This window comes from Streptococcus mitis (assembly GCF_047464945.1).
In the GTDB taxonomy this organism is placed as follows: domain Bacteria; phylum Bacillota; class Bacilli; order Lactobacillales; family Streptococcaceae; genus Streptococcus; species Streptococcus mitis_EA.
The window spans coordinates 1-24,344 of sequence record NZ_JASHAX010000013.1 but is presented as its reverse complement, the minus strand read 5'-3'; the positions used below and the strand labels follow the sequence as shown (position 1 = coordinate 24,344).

At 41.2% G+C, this 24,344-nt stretch carries 21 protein-coding genes and 1 pseudogene; 1 reads left to right on the top strand and 21 read right to left on the bottom strand.

Translation table 11 applies throughout. The features are described from left to right. The 5 genes and pseudogenes from QM424_RS09640 to pbp2a form a co-directional block, all read right to left on the bottom strand. Positions 1 to 91, bottom strand: a pseudogene (locus QM424_RS09640) (sigma-70 family RNA polymerase sigma factor); the annotation flags it as partial. Positions 92 to 212: 121 nt separating this feature from the next. Continuing rightward, positions 213 to 749, bottom strand: a complete 537-nt coding sequence (gene nusG / locus QM424_RS09635; RefSeq protein ID WP_000376740.1) for a transcription termination/antitermination protein NusG — start codon at positions 747 to 749, stop codon at positions 213 to 215. Positions 750 to 803: 54 nt separating this feature from the next. After that, complete coding sequence (gene secE / locus QM424_RS09630) at positions 804 to 980, bottom strand: preprotein translocase subunit SecE (protein ID WP_001210991.1); 177 nt, start codon at positions 978 to 980, stop codon at positions 804 to 806. Positions 981 to 989: 9 nt separating this feature from the next. Continuing rightward, positions 990 to 1,142 carry a 50S ribosomal protein L33 gene (rpmG, locus tag QM424_RS09625; protein ID WP_014017356.1) on the bottom strand — a complete coding sequence of 51 codons (153 nt, stop codon included), beginning with the start codon at positions 1,140 to 1,142 and terminating at the stop codon, positions 990 to 992. Between the two features lie 52 nt (positions 1,143 to 1,194). Next, positions 1,195 to 3,390 (bottom strand): penicillin-binding protein PBP2A, encoded by a 2,196-nt coding sequence (gene pbp2a, locus QM424_RS09620; protein WP_414394501.1) that lies wholly within the window; start codon positions 3,388 to 3,390, stop codon positions 1,195 to 1,197. A gap of 86 nt (positions 3,391 to 3,476) precedes the next feature. On the opposite strand from pbp2a, the gene QM424_RS09615 reads away from it, so the two are divergent. Then, complete coding sequence (locus QM424_RS09615) at positions 3,477 to 4,352, top strand: RluA family pseudouridine synthase (RefSeq protein WP_414394498.1); 876 nt, start codon at positions 3,477 to 3,479, stop codon at positions 4,350 to 4,352. Positions 4,353 to 4,420: 68 nt separating this feature from the next. Here the strand turns inward: QM424_RS09615 and gap are convergent, their stop codons facing one another. The 16 genes from gap to QM424_RS09535 all read right to left on the bottom strand — a co-directional run. Beyond that, positions 4,421 to 5,428, bottom strand: a complete 1,008-nt coding sequence (gene gap / locus QM424_RS09610; RefSeq protein WP_414394495.1) for a type I glyceraldehyde-3-phosphate dehydrogenase — start codon at positions 5,426 to 5,428, stop codon at positions 4,421 to 4,423. A gap of 176 nt (positions 5,429 to 5,604) precedes the next feature. Beyond that, complete coding sequence (locus QM424_RS09605) at positions 5,605 to 6,906, bottom strand: ABC transporter permease (RefSeq protein WP_414394491.1); 1,302 nt, start codon at positions 6,904 to 6,906, stop codon at positions 5,605 to 5,607. Continuing rightward, entirely contained in the window at positions 6,875 to 7,558 is a 684-nt protein-coding gene (locus QM424_RS09600) for an ABC transporter ATP-binding protein (protein ID WP_153193858.1), read from the bottom strand. Before QM424_RS09600 ends, QM424_RS09605 begins: the two co-directional genes overlap by 32 nt. A gap of 305 nt (positions 7,559 to 7,863) precedes the next feature. Next, a complete protein-coding gene (locus QM424_RS09595; RefSeq protein WP_414394489.1) occupies positions 7,864 to 8,775 on the bottom strand; it encodes a helix-turn-helix domain-containing protein in 912 nt (303 codons plus the stop codon). 130 nt (positions 8,776 to 8,905) lie between these two features. Next, positions 8,906 to 11,557 (bottom strand): bifunctional acetaldehyde-CoA/alcohol dehydrogenase, encoded by a 2,652-nt coding sequence (adhE, locus tag QM424_RS09590; RefSeq protein WP_023945660.1) that lies wholly within the window; start codon positions 11,555 to 11,557, stop codon positions 8,906 to 8,908. A gap of 299 nt (positions 11,558 to 11,856) precedes the next feature. Beyond that, on the bottom strand, positions 11,857 to 12,267 hold the full coding sequence (locus tag QM424_RS09585) for an MORN repeat-containing protein (RefSeq protein ID WP_414394487.1): 411 nt from the start codon (positions 12,265 to 12,267) through the stop codon (positions 11,857 to 11,859). Further along, the gene (locus QM424_RS09580; protein WP_261125135.1) at positions 12,254 to 12,697 is read right to left on the bottom strand and encodes a low molecular weight protein-tyrosine-phosphatase; all 444 of its coding nucleotides are present in this window, start codon (positions 12,695 to 12,697) and stop codon (positions 12,254 to 12,256) included. The genes QM424_RS09585 and QM424_RS09580 overlap by 14 nt, the downstream gene beginning before the upstream one ends. A gap of 46 nt (positions 12,698 to 12,743) precedes the next feature. Continuing rightward, positions 12,744 to 13,043, bottom strand: coding sequence for a preprotein translocase subunit YajC (gene yajC / locus QM424_RS09575; RefSeq protein WP_000445811.1), 300 nt, complete (start codon positions 13,041 to 13,043; stop codon positions 12,744 to 12,746). Between the two features lie 117 nt (positions 13,044 to 13,160). Continuing rightward, the gene (gene tkt / locus QM424_RS09570; protein WP_414394484.1) at positions 13,161 to 15,137 is read right to left on the bottom strand and encodes a transketolase; all 1,977 of its coding nucleotides are present in this window, start codon (positions 15,135 to 15,137) and stop codon (positions 13,161 to 13,163) included. Positions 15,138 to 15,252: 115 nt separating this feature from the next. After that, the gene (locus QM424_RS09565; protein WP_414394481.1) at positions 15,253 to 15,876 is read right to left on the bottom strand and encodes an HI_0552 family protein; all 624 of its coding nucleotides are present in this window, start codon (positions 15,874 to 15,876) and stop codon (positions 15,253 to 15,255) included. 50 nt (positions 15,877 to 15,926) lie between these two features. Further along, complete coding sequence (gene jag / locus QM424_RS09560) at positions 15,927 to 16,916, bottom strand: RNA-binding cell elongation regulator Jag/EloR (RefSeq protein WP_414394479.1); 990 nt, start codon at positions 16,914 to 16,916, stop codon at positions 15,927 to 15,929. A gap of 17 nt (positions 16,917 to 16,933) precedes the next feature. After that, positions 16,934 to 17,758, bottom strand: coding sequence for a membrane protein insertase YidC (locus QM424_RS09555; RefSeq protein WP_414394476.1), 825 nt, complete (start codon positions 17,756 to 17,758; stop codon positions 16,934 to 16,936). After that, positions 17,733 to 18,104, bottom strand: a complete 372-nt coding sequence (rnpA, locus tag QM424_RS09550) for a ribonuclease P protein component (RefSeq protein WP_414394474.1) — start codon at positions 18,102 to 18,104, stop codon at positions 17,733 to 17,735. Before rnpA ends, QM424_RS09555 begins: the two co-directional genes overlap by 26 nt. A 145-nt stretch (positions 18,105 to 18,249) precedes the next feature. After that, on the bottom strand, positions 18,250 to 19,443 hold the full coding sequence (locus QM424_RS09545) for an acetate kinase (RefSeq protein WP_414394471.1): 1,194 nt from the start codon (positions 19,441 to 19,443) through the stop codon (positions 18,250 to 18,252). A gap of 49 nt (positions 19,444 to 19,492) precedes the next feature. Beyond that, on the bottom strand, positions 19,493 to 20,446 hold the full coding sequence (locus QM424_RS09540; RefSeq protein WP_414394468.1) for a class I SAM-dependent methyltransferase: 954 nt from the start codon (positions 20,444 to 20,446) through the stop codon (positions 19,493 to 19,495). 524 nt (positions 20,447 to 20,970) lie between these two features. Continuing rightward, a partial coding sequence (locus QM424_RS09535; protein ID WP_414394504.1) for an LPXTG cell wall anchor domain-containing protein occupies positions 20,971 to 24,344 on the bottom strand: 3,374 nt, incomplete at its 5' end.

The window sequence follows — 24,344 nt, the reverse complement described above, 5'->3', positions numbered from 1 at the left end:
CCCAATCCGATAACTCCCATAAATGAAGGTAATATTCATTTCTACACTTGTACACAATCCCTTGGACTTCTTCATACAATTCTTTAAGCATAATCTTCCCCTTTCTGTGTACAGTCTAACAAATTCAGAAACACTTTTGGCACATTTCATCCATTCTGCACCCTTTAGCTCCTCAACTGCACAAAAAAAGAGAGGGCTTGCCTCTCTCAGGGTTATAATTCTGCGATTTGGTTTAGGTTTACTTCTGCAACTGTGTCATTACCAAACATAGAGATAATCATCTTCACTTTATTGTTATCAATCTCCGTAATTTTACCAGTGTAGTCTGCAAAAGCTCCATCAATAATACGTACAGTTTGACCAACTTCAACATCGATATCAAACTCTTGTACAGTTTGTCCCATAGAAACCAAGATATCACGAATTTCTTGTTCCAATAATGGAGTTGGTTTTGATCTATTTCCGTGAGATCCGACGAATCCTGTAACATTTGGTGTGTTTCGAACAACAAACCAAGCTTCATCTGTCATGACCATTTCTACAAGAACATAACCTGGAAAGCGATTTTCTTCTACTTCTTTTCTCTTTCCATTTTTTTCAACTTGCACTGTTTGTGTTGGAATTTCAACGCGTAGAATATTATCCAACATATTGTAGGTTTGTGCACGTTGTAATAGATTTTCTTTTACCTTATTTTCATAACCAGAATAAGTTTGTAAAACAAACCACCCTTTATCAAAACTATCCATGATATTTCCTTTCATAAATAGAAGATTTCTAGTGTAATTAACTCCACTAGCCTTCTAAAAAATGTTAATAAATCGAATCAAACCTGAAACAATCAACTGGTCAAAAATGTAAATAATTACTACAAAGAAAGCTGTGTATTCCATAATAGAACGAAAATCTCTCCAGCTTTCCTTGCGAGTTGGCCATGTTGTGTCTTTAAGAAGTCTAAAAATATCTCCAATAAAACGCATCGCTCTCTCCTATCTCGTTTCTCTGTGTGTAGTGTACTTACCACAATGCTTACAAAATTTATTTACTTCTAGTCGTGTAGGCTTGGGGGTTCCACTAATCTTGATTGAATAGTTTCTCGAACCACAAACCGCACAAGCTAGGCTTGCTTTTTTTAGTGCCATAACGCCTCCATCTTATCTATTATAACAAGAAAGCTAGGCTTTGACAAGCATCTTAGCGAAATAGATTGACTACCGAATCCCATATTGTTTGAGCCTTTTCCTTAATCTTCGCATCTGAGATAGCCCGGCTAGCCTCATCTACTAGACTTTGCGCACGCCCTCGAATATCAGACAAATTATCATCTGTCTGACTATTATCATTGGTTTGTACTTGTCTTTTTGTATTGGCTGGTGCAATTCCATTTTGCTTATAAGCATTTTCAACCGTAAAGGTACTTCCTGGCGTATAAGGTAAAATGGTATTGGCAATGTTTCTAAAGACATGGGCTGCACCGTTTGAAGTAGATCCAGCTAGATAATGATTTTCATCAGTCGTCGGGAAACCAAGCCAGTGACTAATCACTACATCCGGTGTATAACCAATTACCCACTGATCACTTGTATATTCTGGATTGAAAACCGCTTCAGTTGTACCAGTTTTTCCTGCCATTACATAATCTGCAGGAGATGAACTAATACCGGTACCGTTGGTAAATGTCCCCAACATCATACTGGTCATCTTATCAGCTACAGACTTATCAATCACTCGTTTTTGTGAATTTTTATGGCTCGCAATGACCTGACCACTAGCATTTTCAATTCTACTAATAAAATGAGCTTCCGGCATTAAACCTTCATTTGCAAAGGCAGCATATGCTTGAGCCATTTGCATAGGATTGGTTTCGACACCACTTCCCAAGGCGACACCAAGAACACGGTCGACCTTTTCCATGTTGAGTCCAAATTTTTCGCCTGCCTCAAAAGCCTTATCAACACCCAAATCATTAACAGTAGCAACAGCAGGTAGATTAAGCGATTCTGCCAAGGCTTGATACATGGGAACTTCTCGACTCTTTTTGATTCCTGCATAGTTATCTACCTTATAGTTGTCATACTTCATGGTATGGTTATCCAAGAGCTTATTCAAAGCCCAACCTGCCTCAACTGCTGGCGTATAAACAACTAAAGGCTTAATTGTAGAACCAGGGCTACGTTTTGATTGAGTTGCATAGTTGAAATTCCGGAATCCAGTTTTATCATTGTCAGCAACTTGACCGACAACTCCACGAACTCCTCCTGTTTTCGGTTCGAGAGCGACACTTCCTGATTGAGCAAATGTTCCATCCTCTGCCCTCGGAAATAGCGCTGTATTTTCATAGACAACCTGCATATTTGCTTGGTAGTTTTGATCCAACTCTGTGTAAATGCGGTAGCCATTATTTACGATTTCTTCCTCTGTTAGATTATACTTAGAAACGGCTTCATTAACCACCGCATCAAAGTAAGAAGGATAGCGATAATCTGAGATTTTCCCTTCATACTTATCGTGCAATTGCGAATTCATATCAACTTCCGCAGCTTCGGTTTCTTGGTTTTTATCAATATATCCTGCTGCAACCATATTTTGTAAGACAGTGTCGCGACGATTGGTAGAATCTTCTACGGAATTCAAAGGATTATACAGTTCCGGCCCTTTGAGCATCCCTGCCAGAGTCGCAGCTTGATCCAAACTCACTTCTGACGCAGAAACTCCAAAGTATTTCTTACTCGCATCTTCTACACCCCACACACCATTTCCAAAATAAGCATTGTTAAGGTACATGGTTAAGATCTGATCCTTACTATATTTTTTTGTTAATTCTAAGGCAAGGAAGAATTCTTTCGCTTTTCTCTCAACAGTTTGATCCTGTGACAAATAGGCGTTTTTAGCTAGCTGCTGGGTAATAGTAGATCCACCACCTGAACGTCCAGCAGTGAGAATAGCCAAGAAGAAACGACCATAGTTAATCCCATCATTTTTATAGAAAGAACGGTCTTCTGTTGCAATAACAGCATTCTGCAAATTTTTACTGATATCAGTCAATTCAACGTAGGTTCCCTTTTGACCAGACAAGGCACCAGCCTCTTTTTCTTCACGGTCAAAAATGATAGTCCGAGTTTTCAAGGCGTTTTGCAAATCGTTAACATTGGTTGACTTGGCTACAGCAAACAAATAGGTTCCAACTAGCAAGCCTGCACTCAAACCTAGTATAAGGACAATCTTTGTTAGATGATAGCGACGCCAGAGTTTTCGAATCGGACCCACTTGGGCTAATTTTTTTCTATCACTGCGAGAACGACGTAAGCCAGTAGAATCAGAATTCTCTGATTCACTTGTTTCTTTTTTAAAAAGAGAAAGAAATTTCTCGAATAATTTATCTAATTTCATGCGTTTATTTTATCATCTTCATCATAGGAAGACAAGAATTTAGCTATTTCCTATCCAAATAGGGCTTTTTTTGTTACAATATCTGTATGAAATTCACATTTACATTACCAGACTCTCTACCTCAAATGACGGTAAAGCAATTACTTGAAGAACAACTCCTCATCCCTAGAAAAATCCGTCATTTTTTGAGAATCAAGAAACATATTTTGATAAATCAAGAAGAAGTCCACTGGAACGAAATCGTAAATCCTGGAGATGTTTGCCAATTGACTTTTGACAAGGAAGATTATCCCAAAAAGGAAATTCCTTGGGGCAACCCAAATATCATTCAGGAAGTTTATCAAGATCAACACTTGATTATTGTGAACAAACCAGAGGGTATGAAAACGCATGGTAATCAGCCAAACGAAATCGCCCTTCTTAACCATGTCAGTGCCTATGTTGGCCAAACCTGCTATGTCGTTCATCGTCTGGACATGGAAACCAGTGGCTTGGTTCTCTTTGCCAAAAATCCTTTTATCCTGCCCATCCTCAATCGCTTACTGGAGAAAAAAGAGATTTCTAGGGAATATTGGGCACTAGTTGATGGAAATATCAGCAGCAAAGAGCTTGTTTTCAGGGACAAAATCGGACGTAATCGCCATGATCGCAGAAAGCGAATAGTTGATACAAAAAATGGACAATATGCTGAAACGCATGTAAGCAGATTAAAGCAATTTCCAAACAAAACTTCCTTGGTTCGTTGCAATCTAAAGACAGGGCGAACCCATCAGATTCGTGTGCACCTTTCGCATCATAATTTCCCTATTTTAGGCGACCCTCTCTATAATAGTAAATCAAAAACAAGTCGGCTTATGCTCCACGCCTTTCGACTGTCCTTTACCCATCCGCTTACATTAGAGAAATTAAGCTTCACTATCCTCTCAGATACTTTCGAAAAAGAATTAAAAAAGAATGGATGATTGCGTCATCCATTTTTCCATATAAGAAAAGCAAGACCAAGAGGCCTTGCTTTTTATCGACTCATGAATTATTTAGCGATTTTTGCGAAGTATTCAAGAGTACGAACAAGTTGTGCAGTGTATGACATTTCGTTGTCGTACCATGATACAACTTTAACCAATTGTTTACCGTCAACGTCAAGAACTTTAGTTTGAGTTGCGTCAAACAATGAACCGTAAGACATACCTAGGATATCTGAAGATACGATTGGATCTTCTGTGTAACCGTATGATTCGTTTGAAGCTGCTTTCATAGCTGCGTTCACTTCGTCAACAGTAACGTTCTTTTCAAGAACTGCTACCAACTCAGTTACAGAACCTGCTGGAACAGGAACACGTTGAGCAGCTCCGTCCAATTTACCGTTCAATTCTGGGATTACAAGACCGATAGCTTTTGCAGCACCAGTTGAGTTAGGAACGATGTTTACAGCACCAGCGCGAGCACGGCGAAGGTCACCACCACGGTGTGGTCCGTCAAGGATCATTTGGTCACCAGTGTAAGCGTGGATAGTAGTCATCAATCCTTCAACAACACCAAAGTTGTCTTGAAGAGCTTTAGCCATTGGAGCCAAGCAGTTTGTAGTACATGAAGCACCTGAGATAACTGTTTCAGTACCGTCAAGAACGTCGTGGTTAGTGTTGAATACAACTGTTTTAACGTCGTTTCCACCAGGAGCAGTGATAACAACTTTTTTAGCTCCACCTTTAAGGTGTTTTTCAGCTGCTGCTTTCTTAGCAAAGAAACCAGTAGCTTCAAGAACGATTTCTACACCGTCAGTAGCCCAGTCGATTTGTTCTGGATCACGTTCAGCAGAAACTTTAACGAATTTACCGTTAACTTCGAATCCACCTTCTTTAACTTCAACAGTACCGTCGAAACGACCTTGAGTTGTGTCGTATTTCAACAAGTGTGCAAGCATAACTGGATCTGTAAGGTCGTTGATGCGTGTAACTTCAACACCTTCTACGTTTTGGATACGACGGAAAGCAAGACGACCGATACGTCCGAAACCGTTAATACCAACTTTAACTACCATTAGTGATTTCCTCCTTATGAAAATCATGAAATTTTTATTGTGAAAAGAGTAACTTGAATCACTACAAATCACCTTTCAACAAACCTATTATATAACTATTTGAGTTGAATTGCAAGTACGGGCATTGTTTTTCTATGTTAGTTTCTTTTTTAAACTGTAAATCAAGGAATCCCTTACTATTCATATCGTAGCGATTCTACAGGATCCATTTTACTAATTTTACGCGCCGGGAAGTAAGCTGATACATAACCAAGCAAGAGAGCGAAAGCTAGAGTTCCTAAAATAGATAGAGGATTTAATTCAAAAACCTTCGTGATGGATGGGTAAAAGTGATTTACAATCGCATTCGCCAGACTTCCCACCCCTTGTGCAACCAAAAATGCCAGCAGCAAGGCGATCCCTACAATCCAGATAGCCTCGTAAATAAAAATTCCTTTGACATCATGATTTTGATAACCAACTGCCTTCATGACACCTATTTCCTTAGAACGTTGCATGATATTGATGTAAATAATGATACCAATCATGACCGCTGCTACCACAATAGCTTGTGATGAAAGTACAATCAATAATCCCTGAATGACACGAATAAAAGTAATCACAATATCAAGAACCTTCTGTTGAGAAAGAACAGTATACTTCTTGTTTTTCTGCAATTCTTCTGTTACTACTTTTGTCTGTGATGGATCTTTGAGTTCCAAGATAAAATAAGATACAGCTTTTGTAAATCCAGCTTCTTTCAAGATTGCTTCCATTTGATGAGACGGCATAAAACTGTTGCTGTTCTCCATATCATCTTCATCATTGATCACACGCACAATCTTTGTTTGAAATTGAGCAGTCTTGCTAGCTTCGGCAGCATTTTCTACAATGCTGGCTGAGACTGATTTGCCAATAACATCACTAGCTGTTAGATTTTTTCCTGTCTGTTCATTCCAATTTTTTAGTAAACTGATTGGAATCGTCAAGCCCTGTTCACTTGCATCAGTATAGAGGGAGCCAGCCAATACTTTATCCGTCTCATTACTACTAACAGAGATACTTGTATCCTCATAGAGACTCACTACTTGAGCATAAGAAGGCATCGTTTGACTCAGATCCATTTCTTGCCCATCTATAGTCATATTTGACATGGTCATCCCAAAAGGACTCTCCAAATATTTAATAGCTTCTTTCCCAACTGTATCCGTGATATAGTTCTTATCGTCTTGGTTCAAAAAGCCTCGTCCAGCATTTTCTGTATTTAAAGCAATCTGAACTTGAGAAGGGATTTGACCTCCATTCGTATTTTCATCAATCATCGAAATCAAGGCATTTCCCAAGCCGAAAGAAATTAAGACTCCTACAAAACCGATTGAGGTTGCTAGCGCAATCAATAGGTTACGCCACTTTCTTTCCAGAAAGTTATTTAAAGAAAGTTTGAATTTATTTTTCAATGATAATCCTTTATTTTTTGACTTCTTCAACGACTTCACCATCCTTCATTTTGATAATCACATCTGCATATTCGGCAACCTCTGGATTATGGGTTACGATCAATACTGTTTTCCCTGTTTGGGCTAATTTTTTAAACACTTCCAATACCATTTCTTGGGATTGAGAATCCAGCGAACCCGTTGGCTCATCTGCTACAATCATATCAGGCTGATTTACCAAGGCACGCGCGATTGCTACACGTTGCTTTTGCCCGCCCGAAAGCTGTTTAACATTTTTAGCCACAAAAGGTTCCATGCCCAAGTTACTTAATTGCTCCTTTGCAATCATTGTCATCTCCCTGTCAGATAAATCTTTGACATAGAGAGGTAGCTTGACATTGTCCAAGACAGACTGATGTGGAATGAGGTTAAAGTTTTGAAACACAAATCCAATCTTATCTTTACGAAATTGAGTTAGTTCAATCTCTGATAAGTCACGGAGGGATTCCCCTTTAAACTCTAAATCTCCTTCATATTGTCTATCTAAACCGCTGATGATGTTTAGTAAACTGGTTTTGCCACAGCCTGATGGACCGTAAATCGCTGTAATTTTACCTTTTGCGATTTGCAGATTTATATTCTTTAAAGCCTGCTCTTGATGTTTACCGTCCAAAGTGTAAAACTTTGAAATATTTTTAATGGATAAAATGGACATTCTTTCCCCCTTGTTTAAAACTGTTATCGTCATACATCACACTTATAGAAAATCCCTCAAGTTGATTGCCCCTATAGGCCTACTACTTAGAATTTTCGCTCTATTGCCTAGTTTGCTTCTGGATGTATATCAAGTAATACTCTTCGAAAATCAAATTCAAACCACGTCAACGTCGCCTTGCCGTACTCAAGTACAGCCTGCGGCTAGTTTCCTAGTTTGCTCTTTGATTTTCATTGAGTATAAAATTCATTGTAACAAAAAAGCGGCATTCCCTCAATGACAGAAATGTCACTCCTATAAAGCATTTAGCAATACCTTTCTAAGTCTTCGCTCCATTCATTATCTAAACTAACGATTAACTTCTCATTGCCAAACATCCTCGCCATCATTTTTGCTTCTTCATACTTTTGTTTGGATGTATCATAATCCATCTGAATATAATATTTCCATTCTACCATCAAGACAATCGGTTGTTTTTGAAAATCTCGTGTTTTCTGCCCTATTTTATTTAAGGTCTCAACTGCTCTCTTAAAATAACGAAACAGCCCCATAATTTCTATACAAGCTAAAGAAGCTAACAAGGAATCTCTAAGCAAGTCCAAACAATCGAACTCTATCTTATCAACCTGAGAACTTAGTTTGTCATGAAAACAAAGAATAGTTTCATGCTCAGACTTTTTTATCTCACCCACATTTAAACCATCCATTAACTGACAGTTGAAATACAGTCTCAATTTCAACAAGTCCTCGGCTTTATATACATCTCTGGATAGTAAGTCTTGAAGACTGTCCTCAATCACACTGCTTCCATATAAAGAATTACTAGTCATTCTCACTGCATCTATAGCTTGAAGACAATCCACTAGCACTTTCTCATCACGTGGCAAATCATCATAAAAGCTCTCAAAAATCTCATCAAAATATTCTTCCTTTTGTTCTTGCAACTCCTTGTCTCCGTAGTCAGGGTGATGTAAAAGAAAGTACTTTAATTCTTGGTAGCGTTTAGGCAATTCCTTATAATCTGGCATCAAGACATAGGACGGAATTTCTAATCTATCTGCAATATATTCTAGTGTTTTTATCGTCGGGCGAAACTCTCCTTTTTCTATCCGCACCAGCTGACGCACTGATAATTCAGACTCATCCCCGCAAAAAACTGGACGACTAAGTCCTTTCTCCTCTCTAAGAAGCCTTACCTTTTCCCCTAGCTCATTCATCTCTTACATTTCTCCCTCGCATGATTATAAAAGATTTGATTTTCAAATAAATATATACGATGATTATACCATTTTTCAAATAGAATTACAAAAAAGAGACAGGAAATTCCTGCCTCTAGGCTGATAACAATTATTTACGGCGTCCTGGTCTTTCTTTGTAGCCATAGTAAGAATCTTCGATGATTTCTTGCATATGGTCAACCATTGGAAGACGTGGGTTTGCAGGTGAACATTGATCTTCATAAGCAAGGAAGGCCAATTCACGAGAATGTTCTTTCCATTCTTTTTCATCAATTCCTTGTGCTTTGAAGTTCATTTGGATACCTACGCGCTCACCAAGTTCGTAGACAGCTTTTGCGTAAGATTCCACACCTTCTTCTGGAGTAGAAGCTGGAAGTCCAAGCATGCGTGCGATATCTTGGTATTTTTCATCTGCACGGTAGTAGTTGTACTTAGGCCATGTTGCTGTCTTAGCTGGACGTGTACCGTTGTAGCGGATGACGTATGGAAGCAAGATTGCATTTGTACGACCGTGGATTGTGTGGAATTGCGCACCAATCTTATGAGCCATTGAGTGAGAAATACCTAGGAAGGCATTGGCAAAGGCCATACCAGCGATTGTTGAAGCGTTATGCATTTTCTCGCGTGAATGGAAGTCTGCGTTCTTAACTGAGCTTTCAAGGTTTTCGAATACAAGTTTGATGGCTTGAAGTGCAAGACCATCAGTGTAGTCGCTAGCCATTTGTGATACGTAAGCTTCAGTCGCGTGGGTCAATACGTCCATACCAGTGTCCGCAGCAACAAATCCAGGAACTGTCAATACCAAAGCAGGGTCTACGATTGCCACAGTTGGTGTCAATGAGTAGTCAGCGATTGGGTATTTACGGTTGTTTGCTTTATCAGAGATAACGGCAAATGGTGTTACTTCAGATCCTGTACCAGATGTAGTTGGAATCGCGATGAATTTAGTCTTCTTACCAAGCAATGGGAATTTGAAGGCACGTTTACGGATATCCATGAATTTTTGGACAAGGTCACGGAAGTCTACTTCTGGTTGTTCGTAGAAGAGCCACATTACTTTAGCAGCATCCATTGGAGATCCACCACCAAGAGCGATGATTGTATCTGGTTTGAAGGCACGCATAATCTCAGTACCACGGTTTACAGTTGTGATATCTGGATCTGGTTCTACATCAGCAAAGATTTGGTAAACAACCTTATTGCGACGAAGGTCAAGTTGCTCGATGATACGATCAAGGAAACCAAGCTCTACCATGGCATGGTCAGTAACGATCATGACACGTTCAACGTCACGACATTTTTGAAGGTATTGAATTGAATCACGTTCAAAGTATGTTTTTGAAGGAAGTTTCATCCATTGCATGTTATTTCTCCGTCTTCCGACTTTTTTGATGTTCAAGAGGTTAATGGCACTAACGTTATCCCCAACTGAGTTGCGTCCGTAAGAACCACATCCAAGTGTCAATGATGGCAAGAAGGCATTGTAAACGTCCCCGATACCACCGAAAGTAGAAGGTGAGTTACAGATAACACGAATAGCTTTAACAGCTTTACCAAATTCTTTAGTCAATTCTTCGTCAGCTGTGTGGATAGCTGCTGAGTGTCCAAGACCGTTAAATTCAACCATTTGACGAGCCTTAGTAATACCATCTTCACGGCTTTCAGATTTCAAAACTGCGATAACTGGTGACAATTTCTCACGAGTCAATGGCTCGTTTTCACCAACTTCTTTACACTCTGCAGCAAGAATATTTGTTCCTTCTGGAACTGTAAATCCTGCTTGTTCTGCAATCCAAGTTGCTGGTTTACCAACGATGTCAGCGTTCAATTTTGCACCAGCACAGTTTTTACTGTTTGCTTTCACGCCGAAGCAGAACTCTTCAAGAAGTGCTTTTTCTTTTTTGTTTACAAAGTAAGTGTGGTATGATTTGAACTCTGCTACAAATTCATCGTAAATTTCTTTATCAATGATAACTGCTTGTTCAGATGCACAGACCATACCGTTGTCAAATGATTTAGACATGACGATATCGTGTGCAGCTTGGCGAATGTTAGCTGATTTTTCAACATAAGCTGGAACGTTTCCGGCACCTACCCCAAGAGCTGGTTTACCACATGAATAAGCCGCCTTAACCATGGCATTACCACCTGTTGCAAGGATTGTCGCAACACCTTCGTGGTTCATAAGGGCACTTGTTGCTTCCATAGATGGTTGAGTAATCCATTGCACACAGTTTTCAGGAGCACCAGCTGCGATAGCTGCATCGCGGACGATACGAGCTGCATGAGCAGATGATTCTTGTGCTGATGGATGGAAGGCAAAGACGATTGGGTTACGTGTCTTCAATGAAATCAATGATTTGAAGATTGCTGTTGATGTTGGGTTTGTTGTTGGAGTGATACCACAAACAACACCAACTGGTTCAGCGATAAGAGTCAAACCTGTTACATCGTCTTCTTCGATAACGCCAACTGTTTTAGTGTGGCGCATGTTGTTTACTACGTGTTCACAAGCAAACAAGTTCTTAGTTGCTTTATCTTCAAATACACCACGTCCTGTTTCTTCAAAGGCATGTAAAGCCAATTCTCCGTGGGCATCCAAAGCTGCTACTGATGCTTTGGCAACGATGTAGTCAACCTGCTCTTGATCCAACTTACGCATTTCTTCAAGAGCAACTAGAGCTTTTTGCACCAATCCATCGACATGCTTTTCAGCAGCGAGTTTCTTTTCCTCTGGTGTCACAGTTTTTTTATCAGCCATATTTTCCTCCATAGCTTTCAAGGATTTAATCCTTTGTTAATTTTTTCACAAGTTTATTATAACGCATTATTTCAACTTTGTAAACAGTTTCATAAACATTTCACAAAGAATTTTTAGTTCCTTGTGAAATCTTTCTCGTTTTCTTTGCTTATCAAGTTTTTTCTTTAGAGTTTGTGAAATTTATTTCAAATATTTTTTTATTTCACAAACTTGCTTGGAAGAGAGACTTGGAAAGAAAGGGATTTGCAGGTAAGCGCTTACTTTAACATTCTAACAATACCTCCTTTGATAAGGAGGCTTTATTTTTGTTGAAAAACGCCTTGTTTAAAAGTCCCTTCATAAACGACTTCTTGTTCTGTTGTTAATTTTCCTTTTCCTTCAGCCTGACCATTTACAAAATCACCTTCGTAGGTCCAGCCTTCTTTAGATTGAAAGGTACCTTTTCCGTTGAAGGCTCCATTGTTGAAACCACCTGTATATTGGTCTCCATTTTGGAAAGTAATGGTACCTTGTCCATTCATTTTACCACGCACAAGACTGCCGTCGTAAACAATCGTTCCATTATCAAGCTTTAGAACACCTTTTCCGGGAATATTTAGAAAAAAGACGAGTACAGCACAAAAAACAATGGCAACTACTGCCAAAAGCTCTAAACGTGAACGAGTCAGATAGATACGATACTTTTCGTAAAAATTCTTAAGATTTTCCACCTTCACTCTCCTTTTCTAAACGTTCTAACCAAGCTTGACAACCCTCTTGAACACGCCGATAGGTTTCTTCAAAATCTCCTGTATACCAAGGATCTGGTACACTTTCAGATGCAAATGAGTAAATCTTATCTTGACAGTCTGCTGGACACATCTGACGTAAGTCAGAAACATTTGAAGCATCCATGCCGATAATATAATCAAAGGCTTCAAAATCTTCCTTACTAATCTGAAGCGATGTCTTGTTCTTGTCATAAGGAATCTCATACTCTTGAAAAATTCCCTGAGTGCCCTTATGAATCGGATTGCCATGTTCCCAAGAGGAAGTCGCTCGACTTTGGATTTCGTAATTATCTGTCATTGATTTCATAACAAACTCGGCCATAGGACTACGGCAAATATTTCCCAGACAGACAAAGACTAGTTTTTTCATCCCATTTCCTTTCTTTTATAGAAAAACGGGAGTTCGTGATCCCGTCTTATTTTTCAATTGCGCCTTCGAGTGAAGCTGTTTCTTTCAGCGGTAATACGGTCTTGATAGCAGCTAGTTCAAACGTCAAGTAAACTCCATCTACATCAAGAACAATTGTTCTCTTCTCCGTATCTACTTCATCGACTGTTCCGTAAAGTCCACCGATTGTAATAACTTCATAGCCTTTTTGTAATTTATTCAAGCTTTCCATACGCTTTTGTGCTTGTTTCTTTTGAGAGCGTTGCGTAAAGAACATCAAGCCCACCATAGCCACAAGAATGATTAAAAATGTATATTGTGATTCCATTATATTCTCCTTTGTCTTTTACATAGGACTACTATATCAAATTTCAGCTACTTTTACAAGATTGTACCTTGCTTTTCTAGCAAGAAAAAACCAGAGCTTGCGCCCTGATTTTTAGAATTATTTCAAGTTTTGAACGACTTTTACAAGATTTTCTACAGTAAAGCCATATTCTGCCAATACTTTTGGTGCTGGTGCAGAGGCTCCGAAGGTATCAATACCAAGAACAGCACCATCTAGACCAACATATTTGTACCAGTTTTGAGTTGCACCCATTTCGACTGCAACACGACGGCGAACTGCATTTGGAAGAATTTCTTCCTTGTAAGCTGCATCTTGTTTATCAAAGACATCTGTAGATGGCATGCTGACTACGCGGACTTTTGCACCTTGACTAGCCAATTCTTTGGCAGCTGAGACAGCAAGATTAACCTCTGAACCTGTCGCAATCAAGATGGTATCAAAGTCTGCTGTATTTTCATAGACAACATAGGCACCTTTTGCAACCTTGTCGAAGTCTGTCCCTTCTTCAACAGTCAAGTTTTGACGTGTCAAGACAAGGGCAGTTGGTGTTTTTTCGCTTGTCACTGCAAGGTACCAAGCTGCTTGCGTTTCACGCGCATCTGCTGGACGGAAAACATTCAGATTTGGCATGGCACGAAGACCTGCTAAATGCTCAACTGGTTCGTGAGTCGGACCGTCTTCCCCAACTGCGATTGAATCGTGGGTAAATACATAAGTCACAGGAAGTCCTTGCAAGGCTGACAAGCGGACAGCTGCCTTCACATAGTCAGAGAAGACGAAGAAAGTTCCACCGTATACACGAAGTCCACCATGAAGGGCCATCCCGTTCAAGATCGTTCCCATTGCAAATTCACGAACACCAAACTGAATGTTACGGTTCAAGCGATTGGCATCGTCTTGAAGCCCATCCGTTTTGATGTAAGTCATGTTTGAGTGAGCTAGATCAGCTGATCCACCCAAGAAAGTTGGCAATTTAGCAGCTACAACGTTTAAGGCATCTTGGCTTGAATTACGAGTTGCTTGAGAGAAGCCATTTTCTAATGCTGGGAAGTCTGCTGGGGTCACTTCAACTGGATCACGTCCATCAATAATGGCTTCTACTTCTGCAGCCAATTCTGGATGAGCTTCTTTATAGTCAGCAACTAATTTTGTCCAAGCTTCATAAGCTGATGCGCCACGGTCTGCAACATTTTCTTTGAAATCAGCATAAACTTGTTCTGGGATTTCAAACGGTTCATAGTCCCAACCAAGCGCTTGGCGAGTTGCCGCAGTTTCATCTGCTCCAAGAGGAGCACCGTGTACAGCATTAGTTCCTTGTTTGTTTGGAGAACCGTATCCAATAACAGTCTTCACTTCAATCAAAGATGGTTTACCTGAAGCTTTAGCTGTTTCGATAGCAGCATGGATCGCTTCCAAGTCTGTTCCATCTTCAACCAAGGCAGTATGCCAACCGTAGGCATTGTAACGGTCACGAACGCTTTCTGTAAAGGAATCCTTTGTCTCACCATCCAAGTTGATGTCATTTGAATCATAAAGGACAACCAACTTATCTAGTTTTTGCAAGCCTGCGTATGAAGCCGCCTCACTTGAGACACCTTCCATCAAGTCTCCATCTCCACAGATAACGTAAGTATAGTGGTCAAAGATATTGTAGCCTTCGCGGTTATATTTGGCTGCCAAGAAACGTTCTGCTTGGGCAAAACCAGTGGCAGTTGAAATCCCTTGACCTAGAGGACCTGTCGTAGCATCAATCCCTGCTGTATGGCCAAATTCTGGGTGACCTGGTGTTTTTGAACCCCATTGACGGAAGCTCTTAATCTCATCCATGCTGACATCTTCAAAACCAGAAAGGTGAAGAAGAGCATAAAGGAGCATTGAACCATGACCTGCTGAAAGAATAAAGCGGTCACGGTTAATCCAGTTTGGTTGAGCTGGATTGATACGAAGTTGTTTTGTAAAGAGGCTATAAGCCATTGGAGCCGCTCCCATAACCACACCTGGGTGACCTGAGTTGGCTTTATTAATAGCGTCAATACCTAGGAAACGAATTGCATTAACAGATAGATTTGACATAGAATTTCCTTTCTATTTGAGGTGATTATTGAATCACACATTCTATTTTACTATTATATGAAAAAATACATAGAATAGCAATTAAACAATTCGACGTAAATCAGTATTCTATTTGCTATCCTCTAGTCGCCTGATAGTAGGGAAGTAAGCGCTCATAAGCTTCATCTAATTTTTCTAAAATCACTTCTAATGATTGATTTTCTATAAAAGCAACATCTGCCTTAACTAACACTTTTCGGATTTCTTGACTGCCTATCTTCTCGACTAAGACCTGACGATTTTCTTCGTTCGCCTCCCACCGTTGACATTGGCCATCTGAGTAGACTAGATAATAAATTCCTTCTACAACTGGAACTTCTAGGACCTTGGCTTGTTGCTCCAAGGTTTGCTCATCCTTCTTACGTTCGATAAAACTAACTTCAAGTGAAACTCCAAAATCAGAAGGGCTTCCATACAAACGAAGAGCCATCATAGGTTCTGTCACTTGTCCGTCTCTCTGTAGATAGACCCAGAAATGTGGTCGCAAACGTTGCGCCTGATTCATCCACTGGCTAGTCTGTTGGAGTTGCCATTCTGGATGACTTACTTGAAAGGCATTGGCCAGTTCTGTAAAAGCCTTTCTGGCCTCTTGACCTTTGTGGCGGAATGCCAGCATCTTCTCTCGTTCTTCCCCAGCTTTATCTGGATTACGGTACTGCAAACCTGCAAAGTCTAGATAGTCTCTTATCTTATTCAACATTAGTTTAATCTCCTCTAGCTAGCAAAAAATCAGGAGAACCCTGATTTTACTTATTCTGTATCTACAACGACATAGCGATTTGGCTCATCACCTTCAGAGTAACTGGTCACGCCATCCATACGTGAAATAATACGATGGATAATCTTGCGTTCACTATTTGACATAGGATCTGTCTGATGACTGCGTCCTTCTTCTAAAACACGAGTCGCCAATTTTTGCGCATAGGTCTGCAAGACTTCTGCACGGTGTTCAACATAATCATTGACATTAATAGTAATGTAGAAGGTTCTTGAATAGCGGTTGTAAAGATAATTTTGAGCCAACAGTTGCAAGGCCTTCAAGACTTTACCATGGTAGCCGATAATACGACCTGGTTCGTTAGTATCAATTTGCAAATTGATGCTACGACGGTTATAGTCATTTGAAAGTGTGGCTTCAACATCCATGTCATCAATAATTGTTTGAACATAAGTCGTGACTTCCGTAGCTACTTGTTCAATATCAAAGCTCGGTTCAACCTTCAAGCCCAAGTCTTCTAGTTCTTGACTTTCAGTTTGCTCAGCTTGGTTTTCAATAATAGGAGTTTCTACTTCTTCTTCGAGGTCAGTTTCTTCAAGTTGTAATTCATTTAAAATCTCAATGTGACCAGTTTCTTCTAAGATAGTGCTGGCATGTCTTTCATGTTTTAAGATTTCAGCCTTGACTTCATCAGAAATACCTTGGCCTCCCTCTTCAATCTTTTTAATTGCCTCTACAACATGACCCAAATCAACCGTTGCTTCACTGACTGTTTTAACAGGCTCATTCAAATCATTAATTTGCTTTGGAACTCCCTTTACAGCTTGTTGGTTTGCTTTTACAACTGTCGTTTCACTAATAGCATCGATATCCACTTGGGCTGGTTTTTTACCAAATAAGCCAAGAAACCCTTTTTTCTCACGAGAAATGACTTTGATATGAGCCTTCATTCTTGGAATATCTAATTCTTTCAATCCTTTCTGGATTGCTTCTTCAACAGTTGAACCTGTAAATACTACCATTACCAGATTCCTCCTTATTATTTCGTTTTCTGAGCCTTTTTCTTGGCTTTTCTTTTTCTATTTTCCAAATCTTTCTGTGCCTGTACTACGGCCTCGCGCTCTGCGATAATCTTGAATGGATTATTCAAGAAATAGGTTTGCAAGACTTGATAAGCATTAGACACTGTCCAGTATAGGGCGACTCCACCTGGCGCATAAACTGCAAAGATAAAAATCAAGACCGGAATACCGTACATCATCGCAGTCGTAGCTCCATTACGCTCAGACAAGGCTTTGTTGGACAGCCAAGTACTAAAAAAGGTGAATACTGCTGCTAAAATCGGAAGAACAAGGGTTGTATCCACACCACCAAGGTTAATCCATAAGAAATGACCTGTCTTTAAAAAGTCAACTCTTGATAGAGCTTGGAACAAGGCCAAGATAACCGGCATCTGAATCAAAATCGGCCAAAGAGAATCTGACTGTCTGACCCCCATTTCTTTAAAGACTTTACGCATTTCTTGCTCTAGCTTGGTTCTGCTTTCCATATCTCGACCTGGATATTGTTCTCGAAGCGCCTTAATGCGTGGTTGAGCTTCCTGCATTTTTCTAGAAGCCACCATTTGCACTTGAAAGACCGGCAAGAGAACTGTACGAATCAAGACCGTAAAGAGAATAATCCCCACTCCGATACTGATATCAAACGATAAAAAGCGAATGATTTCCGCAAAGAAGTAAACAAATTTACTCCAAAAATCAGCCGATTCGGCTGTAATATCGCTAGTTGTCCCATTTGTTGCACAGGCTGTCATGATAAATAGGGACAGTCCTAGCAAACTAGTCAACTGTAGTTTCTTTTTCACTCCCATTTCCTTCCTGGAAAATCTTTGATAATTTTAATACGTGGAGTAGATTTTTCTCCATCTCTGCGTATCCCAAGGTTTCGACTCCTTTTCGAGCAATGACAACAAAGTCGACATCTTCTACCAGACTCCCTTTTTCATTCTGGATAATATGCCGAATCCGTCGCTTAATTTGATTTCTAGTGACGGCATTCCCTAGTTTTTTGCTAACTGATAGACCTACTCGAAAATGGTTTTTCTGGTTTTCTAATTGGTAGACAACAAATTTGCGATTGGCAAAACTTGTTCCTTCCTTGAAAATCGCCTTAAAATCTTTCTCTCTTTTTACACGAAAGTTTTTCTTCAAAACTCAACTCCATCTATTAAATTACTACTATTATACCATATTTTTCAAAAAAGCCAATCATAGCAAGGTTTTGGACAATTTCATCAGAAAAAGAAGCTGGAAAAATCACTTTTCCAACTCCTTGTACGGAATATTTTTTCTAGTTTTACTTATTTTTCAAGCGTTCAACATCACGAGCAATGACTAATTCTTCATCTGTTGGAATAACCAAAACACGAATTTTCGCTGCCTCTGTTGAGATGTCTCCTGTCACACCAAAGACATTCTTCTCTGGATCAACATCACAGCCAAACCAAGAGATACCTGAGATAACATCTTCACGTACAGCAGCTGCATTTTCTCCGATACCTGCTGTGAAGATAATAGCATCTGCTCCATTTAGGACCGCAAGGTATTGACCGATATGTTTTTGGATACGATCAACATACATTTCATAGGCTAAAGTGGCATCGTGGTCCCCTTCTTCCATAGCAGCAATCACATCGCGCATATCACTAGATTTACCTGAAACACCCATAAGGCCTGATTCACGATTAAGGACGCGACTAATATCTTCAGGCGTGTTAAAGTCCTCTGTATATTGCATTAGGTAAGGGATGATGGCTGGATCAATATCTCCTGTGCGAGTTCCCATCATCACACCGCCAAGTGGAGTGAAGCCCATTGAAGTATCGACAGATTGACCGCCCTTGACTGCTGTAATAGAAGCACCATTACCGATATGGCAAGTAATCAATTTTAAGTCTTCTAATGGACGTCCCAAGAGTTTTGCAGCTTCTCCTGCTACAAACTGGTGGCTTGTACCGTGGGCACCATATTTACGAACCTTGTTTTCTGTGTAATATTTTGTTGGTAGAGGGTAGCGATAAGCTTTCTCTGGCATACTTGTGTGGAATGAAGTATCAAAAACAACTACACTGGTAATGTCTGGCAACAATTCCTTGAAGGCACGAACACCTGCTGCATTGGCTGGATTGTGGAGAGGAGCCAACAAGCTCAACTCTTCAACTTTTTCTAAAACATCCCCCTCAACGACTGTTGATTCTTTGAAATACTCTCCACCGGCAACAACACGGTGTCCAACACCTGTAATCTCGTCATAAGCCTTGATAATATCGAAACGAATCAAGTCATCCAATAAAATTTTAACAGCTTGTGTGTGATTTTCGATATCCAAAATTTGTTGTTCAGAACGGCCATCAAATTTTACAGTTGAAATTGAATCTTTCAAACCGATACGTTCAATCAAACCTTTCGCCAATACTTTTTCTTCTGGCATTTGATAAAGTTGCCATTTCAAACTTGAACTTCCCGCATTGATTGCAATTGTTTTTGTCATAACAAGACTCCTCTTTTAAGCGTTTTCATCTATTATAACAAAATCTATTTTATATTTCAGTACCTTGAGTCCATTTTTGAAAATTTTCTTTAAATTTCATTAAAACACTTGCATCTTGCAAGCTAGCAAGTGGATAAACAAAAGGCTCTACTGCTATTTCACTTTTCTTTTGTAAGATAAAAATGGTCTTGGATTGTTTGGCATTGGCAAAGAGATTTTCAGGCAGACTGATCATAGCAACCAGACTCGCTTCCTCTTTCAACCACCATTTCAACAAGTCACTTTGAGGGCTGGTCAACAAATCACTCGGAGCGAGAAAAATAGCGTATCCATCTGACTTGAGGTACTTAAGTCCTTGTTCCATGAGCAAGTGATGGGCGTAAGTATGTTCTTGACTAGAAGCAACTTGATGACGCGACGCAACGGCGTCATCAGGATAATAGCCAACAGGTAGGTCGCTGATGACCACATCACTTTCTTTGAGCATTTGTGGACGAACGGCATCTCCTTGGACAAAGCCAGCCTGCAAACCAATTACATCTGCCATACTAGCTGCTAAATCAATCAGCAAATCATCCACTTCCATTCCCAAATAATCCACCTTTTTATCAAGCGAGGTCAAGAAAGTAGCGCCTAGAATTCCCATCCCAGAACCCATTTCGAGAATAGTAAATTCCTCCTCTTTAAGCAATTCTTCCACAATAAACACCAAAAGCAAAGCAATGGCATCTGGTGTAAACTGGTGATTGGCCTGTAGGGGCTCTGTCTGCCCAGCCTTCATCAAGAGAAACTGGTAGGTCTTGAGCCATTCTTCTTTGCGAAGCGCTAAGCGTTTAAGGGCCTGATTGTTTTCCTTGACCTGCTCTAACTCAGTCTCACCATCCAAATAGATGCTGTTTTGCTCCACCAAGGCATCATAAAAATTGGTCGCCAAATCACTTTGGATGACTTGGACATTCTCTAATAAATACGTATAAGCTTGTTCAATTTTTTCAAAATCCATATTCCTATCTTATCAAATTTCCCTTCTTTTTTCCATCCTTATAGAAAAATCACACTATATCTACATTGGTTGCCCGTTAATCTTTTATTGATGACATCAATCTTATCTACACAAGATCAGATAAACGTTTCTAACTATCTACAACTGTACTCTTATCTTGCTGTCTGATTATTGCTTGGTATAAAATAGCACATAATCATTCTAATAACTCACACCTCTTCTACTAATCATCTCTAATATATAATCGAAGGAAATAAAAGATCAAAACAGTGCAAGAAAAGCCCACTAATCTATCAATACTTTTATGAAGTGGTTTTTCGTACTCAATTTTTTAACTGACTATACAAACACAAGGCTGGGAAACTCAATTCCATCCGAAAAGAAAGGAAATATTTCCACAATAAAACGCATACTATCAAGTTTTTGAACACCTGATAATATGCGTTTTTATGATTTTACAGACTTTTTTGTCCAAACTCGATAGACACATCTATCGCCAATCAAATGTGAGATAAGCAGATTGTTTACATTTCTTCTTCATCATCACGTTTACGGCGTTTCGCAAATAGACCTAAACCAGTCACAGCTGCCAAAGCTCCTAGAAGCACAGATGTTTTGGAAACTTCTGTACCTGTATTTGGCAATTGCTGTCTTGACTTAGCTGTCGATTCGGCACTATTTCCAACATGTGAAGTCGAATAATCAACGTTTGATTCTACAAGCGAGCTTGACGTTGAGGCACTATCAGAAGCTGCACCTGAAAGCGACGTACTTGTTGAAGCCGACATAGACACCGATGTTGAGATTGATGCGCTTAGACTCGTTGACTGTGAAGCACTATCGCTCAAACTAAACTCTGGTTTATCAGTACTATCCGGAACTGACATACTTGTGCTTGCTGAAGCTGATGCACTTGTTGACGCTGATTCAGAAGCTGATGTACTTGCTGAAGCTGATGTGCTTGCTGATTGGCTTGCACTGGTTGACGCTGACTCAGATGCTGATGTGCTTGCTGAAGCTGATGTACTTGCTGATTGGCTCGCACTTGTTGACGCTGATTCAGAAGCTGATGTACTTGCTGACTGGCTCGCACTTGTTGATGCTGATTCAGAGGCTGATGTGCTTGCTGAAGCTGATGCACTGGTTGACGCTGACTCAGATGCTGATGTGCTTGCTGATTGGCTTGCACTGGTTGACGCTGACTCAGATGCTGATGTGCTTGCTGAAGCTGATGCACTGGTTGACGCTGACTCAGAAGCGCTTGTGCTTGCTGACTGGCTCGCACTTGTCGATGCTGATTCAGAGGCGCTTGTGCTTGCTGATTGACTCGCGCTTGTTGACGCTGATTCAGAAGCGCTGGTGCTTGCTGACTCAGATGCTGATGTGCTTGCTGATTGACTCGCGCTTGTTGAGGCCGATTCAGATGCTGATGTACTTGCTGATTGGCTCGCACTGGTTGAGGCTGACTCAGAAGCTGATGTACTTGCTGATTGACTCGCACTGGTTGAGGCTGACTCAGAAGCGCTTGTGCTTGCTGATTGGCTCGCACTTGTTGATGCTGACTCAGACGCCGATGTGCTTGCTGAAGCTGATGCACTTGTTGACGCTGACTCAGAGGCTGATGTGCTTGCTGAAGCTGATGCACTTGTTGACGCTGATTCAGATGCTGATGTGCTTGCTGATTGGCTCGCACTTGTTGACGCTGACTCAGATGCTGATGTACTTGCTGACTGGCTCGCACTTGTTGACGCTGACTGACTTGCAGATGTGCTTGCTGAAGCTGACGCACTTGTTGACGCTGATTCAGACGCTGATGTGCTTGCTGAAGCTGACGCGCTTGTTGATGCTGACTCAGATGCTGATGTGCTTGCTGAAGCTGACGCGCTTGTTGATGCTGATTCAGACGCTGAGGTGCTTGCTGAAGCTGATGCACTTGTTGATGCTGACTCAGAGGCTGATGTGCTTGCTGAGGCTGACGCACTTGTTGACGCTGACTCAGATGCCGATGTACTTGCTGAAGCTGATGCACTGGTTGACGCTGATTCAGATGCTGATGTGCTTGCTGATTGGCTCGCACTGGTTGACGCTGACTCAGATGCTGATGTACTTGCTGACTGGCTCGCACTGGTTGACGCTGACTGACTTGCAGATGTGCTTGCTGAAGCTGACGCACTGGTTGACGCTGATTCAGACGCTGAGGTGCTTGCTGAAGCTGACGCGCTTGTTGAGGCTGACTCAGATGCTGATGTACTTGCTGACTGGCTCGCACTGGTTGACGCTGATTCAGAGGCCGATGTACTTGCTGACTGGCTCGCACTTGTTGACGCTGACTCAGAAGCGCTTGTGCTTGCTGAAGCTGATGCACTTGTTGACGCTGACTCAGAAGCTGATGTGCTTGCTGACTGGCTCGCACTTGTTGACGCTGATTCAGATGCTGATGTACTTGCTGATTGGCTCGCACTTGTTGATGCTGACTCAGACGCTGATGTGCTTGCTGAGGCTGATGCACTTGTTGATGCTGACTCAGATGCCGATGTGCTTGCTGAAGCTGATGCACTTGTTGATGCTGACTCAGATGCTGATGTGCTTGCTGAGGCTGACGCACTTGTTGACGCTGACTCAGATGCCGATGTACTTGCTGACTGGCTCGCGCTTGTTGAGGCTGACTCAGATGCTGATGTGCTTGCTGAAGCTGACGCGCTTGCTGAAGCTGACGCGCTTGTTGATGCTGATTCAGAAGCCGATGTGCTTGCTGAAGCTGATGCACTTGTTGACGCTGACTCAGATGCTGATGTGCTTGCTGAAGCTGACGCACTTGTTGAGGCTGACTCAGAAGCTGATGTACTTGCTGATTGACTCGCACTGGTTGAGGCCGATTCAGATGCTGATGTACTTGCTGATTGGCTCGCACTGGTTGAGGCTGACTCAGAAGCTGATGTACTTGCTGATTGACTCGCACTTGTCGATGCTGACTCAGAAGCGCTTGTGCTTGCTGATTGGCTCGCACTTGTTGACGCTGATTCAGATGCTGATGTGCTTGCTGAAGCTGACGCACTTGTTGATGCTGATTCAGATGCTGATGTACTTGCTGATTGGCTCGCACTTGTTGACGCTGACTCAGATGCTGATGTACTTGCTGAAGCTGACGCGCTTGTTGATGCTGACTCAGATGCTGATGTGCTTGCTGAAGCTGACGCGCTTGTTGATGCTGACTCAGAAGCGCTTGTGCTTGCTGATTGACTCGCACTTGTTGATGCTGATTCAGATGCTGATGTACTTGCTGACTGGCTCGCACTGGTTGATGCTGATTCAGAAGCCGATGTGCTTGCTGACTGGCTCGCACTTGTCGATGCTGACTCAGAGGCACTTGTGCTTGCTGATTCTGATGCACTTGTTGACGCTGATTCAGAAGCGCTTGTGCTTGCTGATTCTGATGCACTTGTTGACGCTGATTCAGAAGCGCTTGTGCTTGCTGATTCAGAAGCGCTTGTTGACGCTGATTCAGATGCTGATGTGCTTGCTGAAGCTGATGCACTTGTTGACGCTGACTCAGACGCTGATGTGCTTGCTGAAGCTGACGCACTTGTTGACGCTGATTCAGACGCTGATGTGCTTGCTGAAGCTGACGCGCTTGTTGATGCTGACTCAGACGCTGATGTGCTTGCTGAAGCTGACGCGCTTGTTGATGCTGACTCAGATGCTGATGTGCTTGCTGAAGCTGATGCACTTGTTGACGCTGATTCAGACGCTGATGTGCTTGCTGATTCAGAAGCTGATGTGCTTGCTGACTCTGAAGCACTTGTTGACGCTGACTCAGATGCTGATGTGCTTGCTGATTCTGATGCGCTTGTTGATGCTGACTCAGAAGCTGATGTACTTGCTGAGGCTGACGCACTTG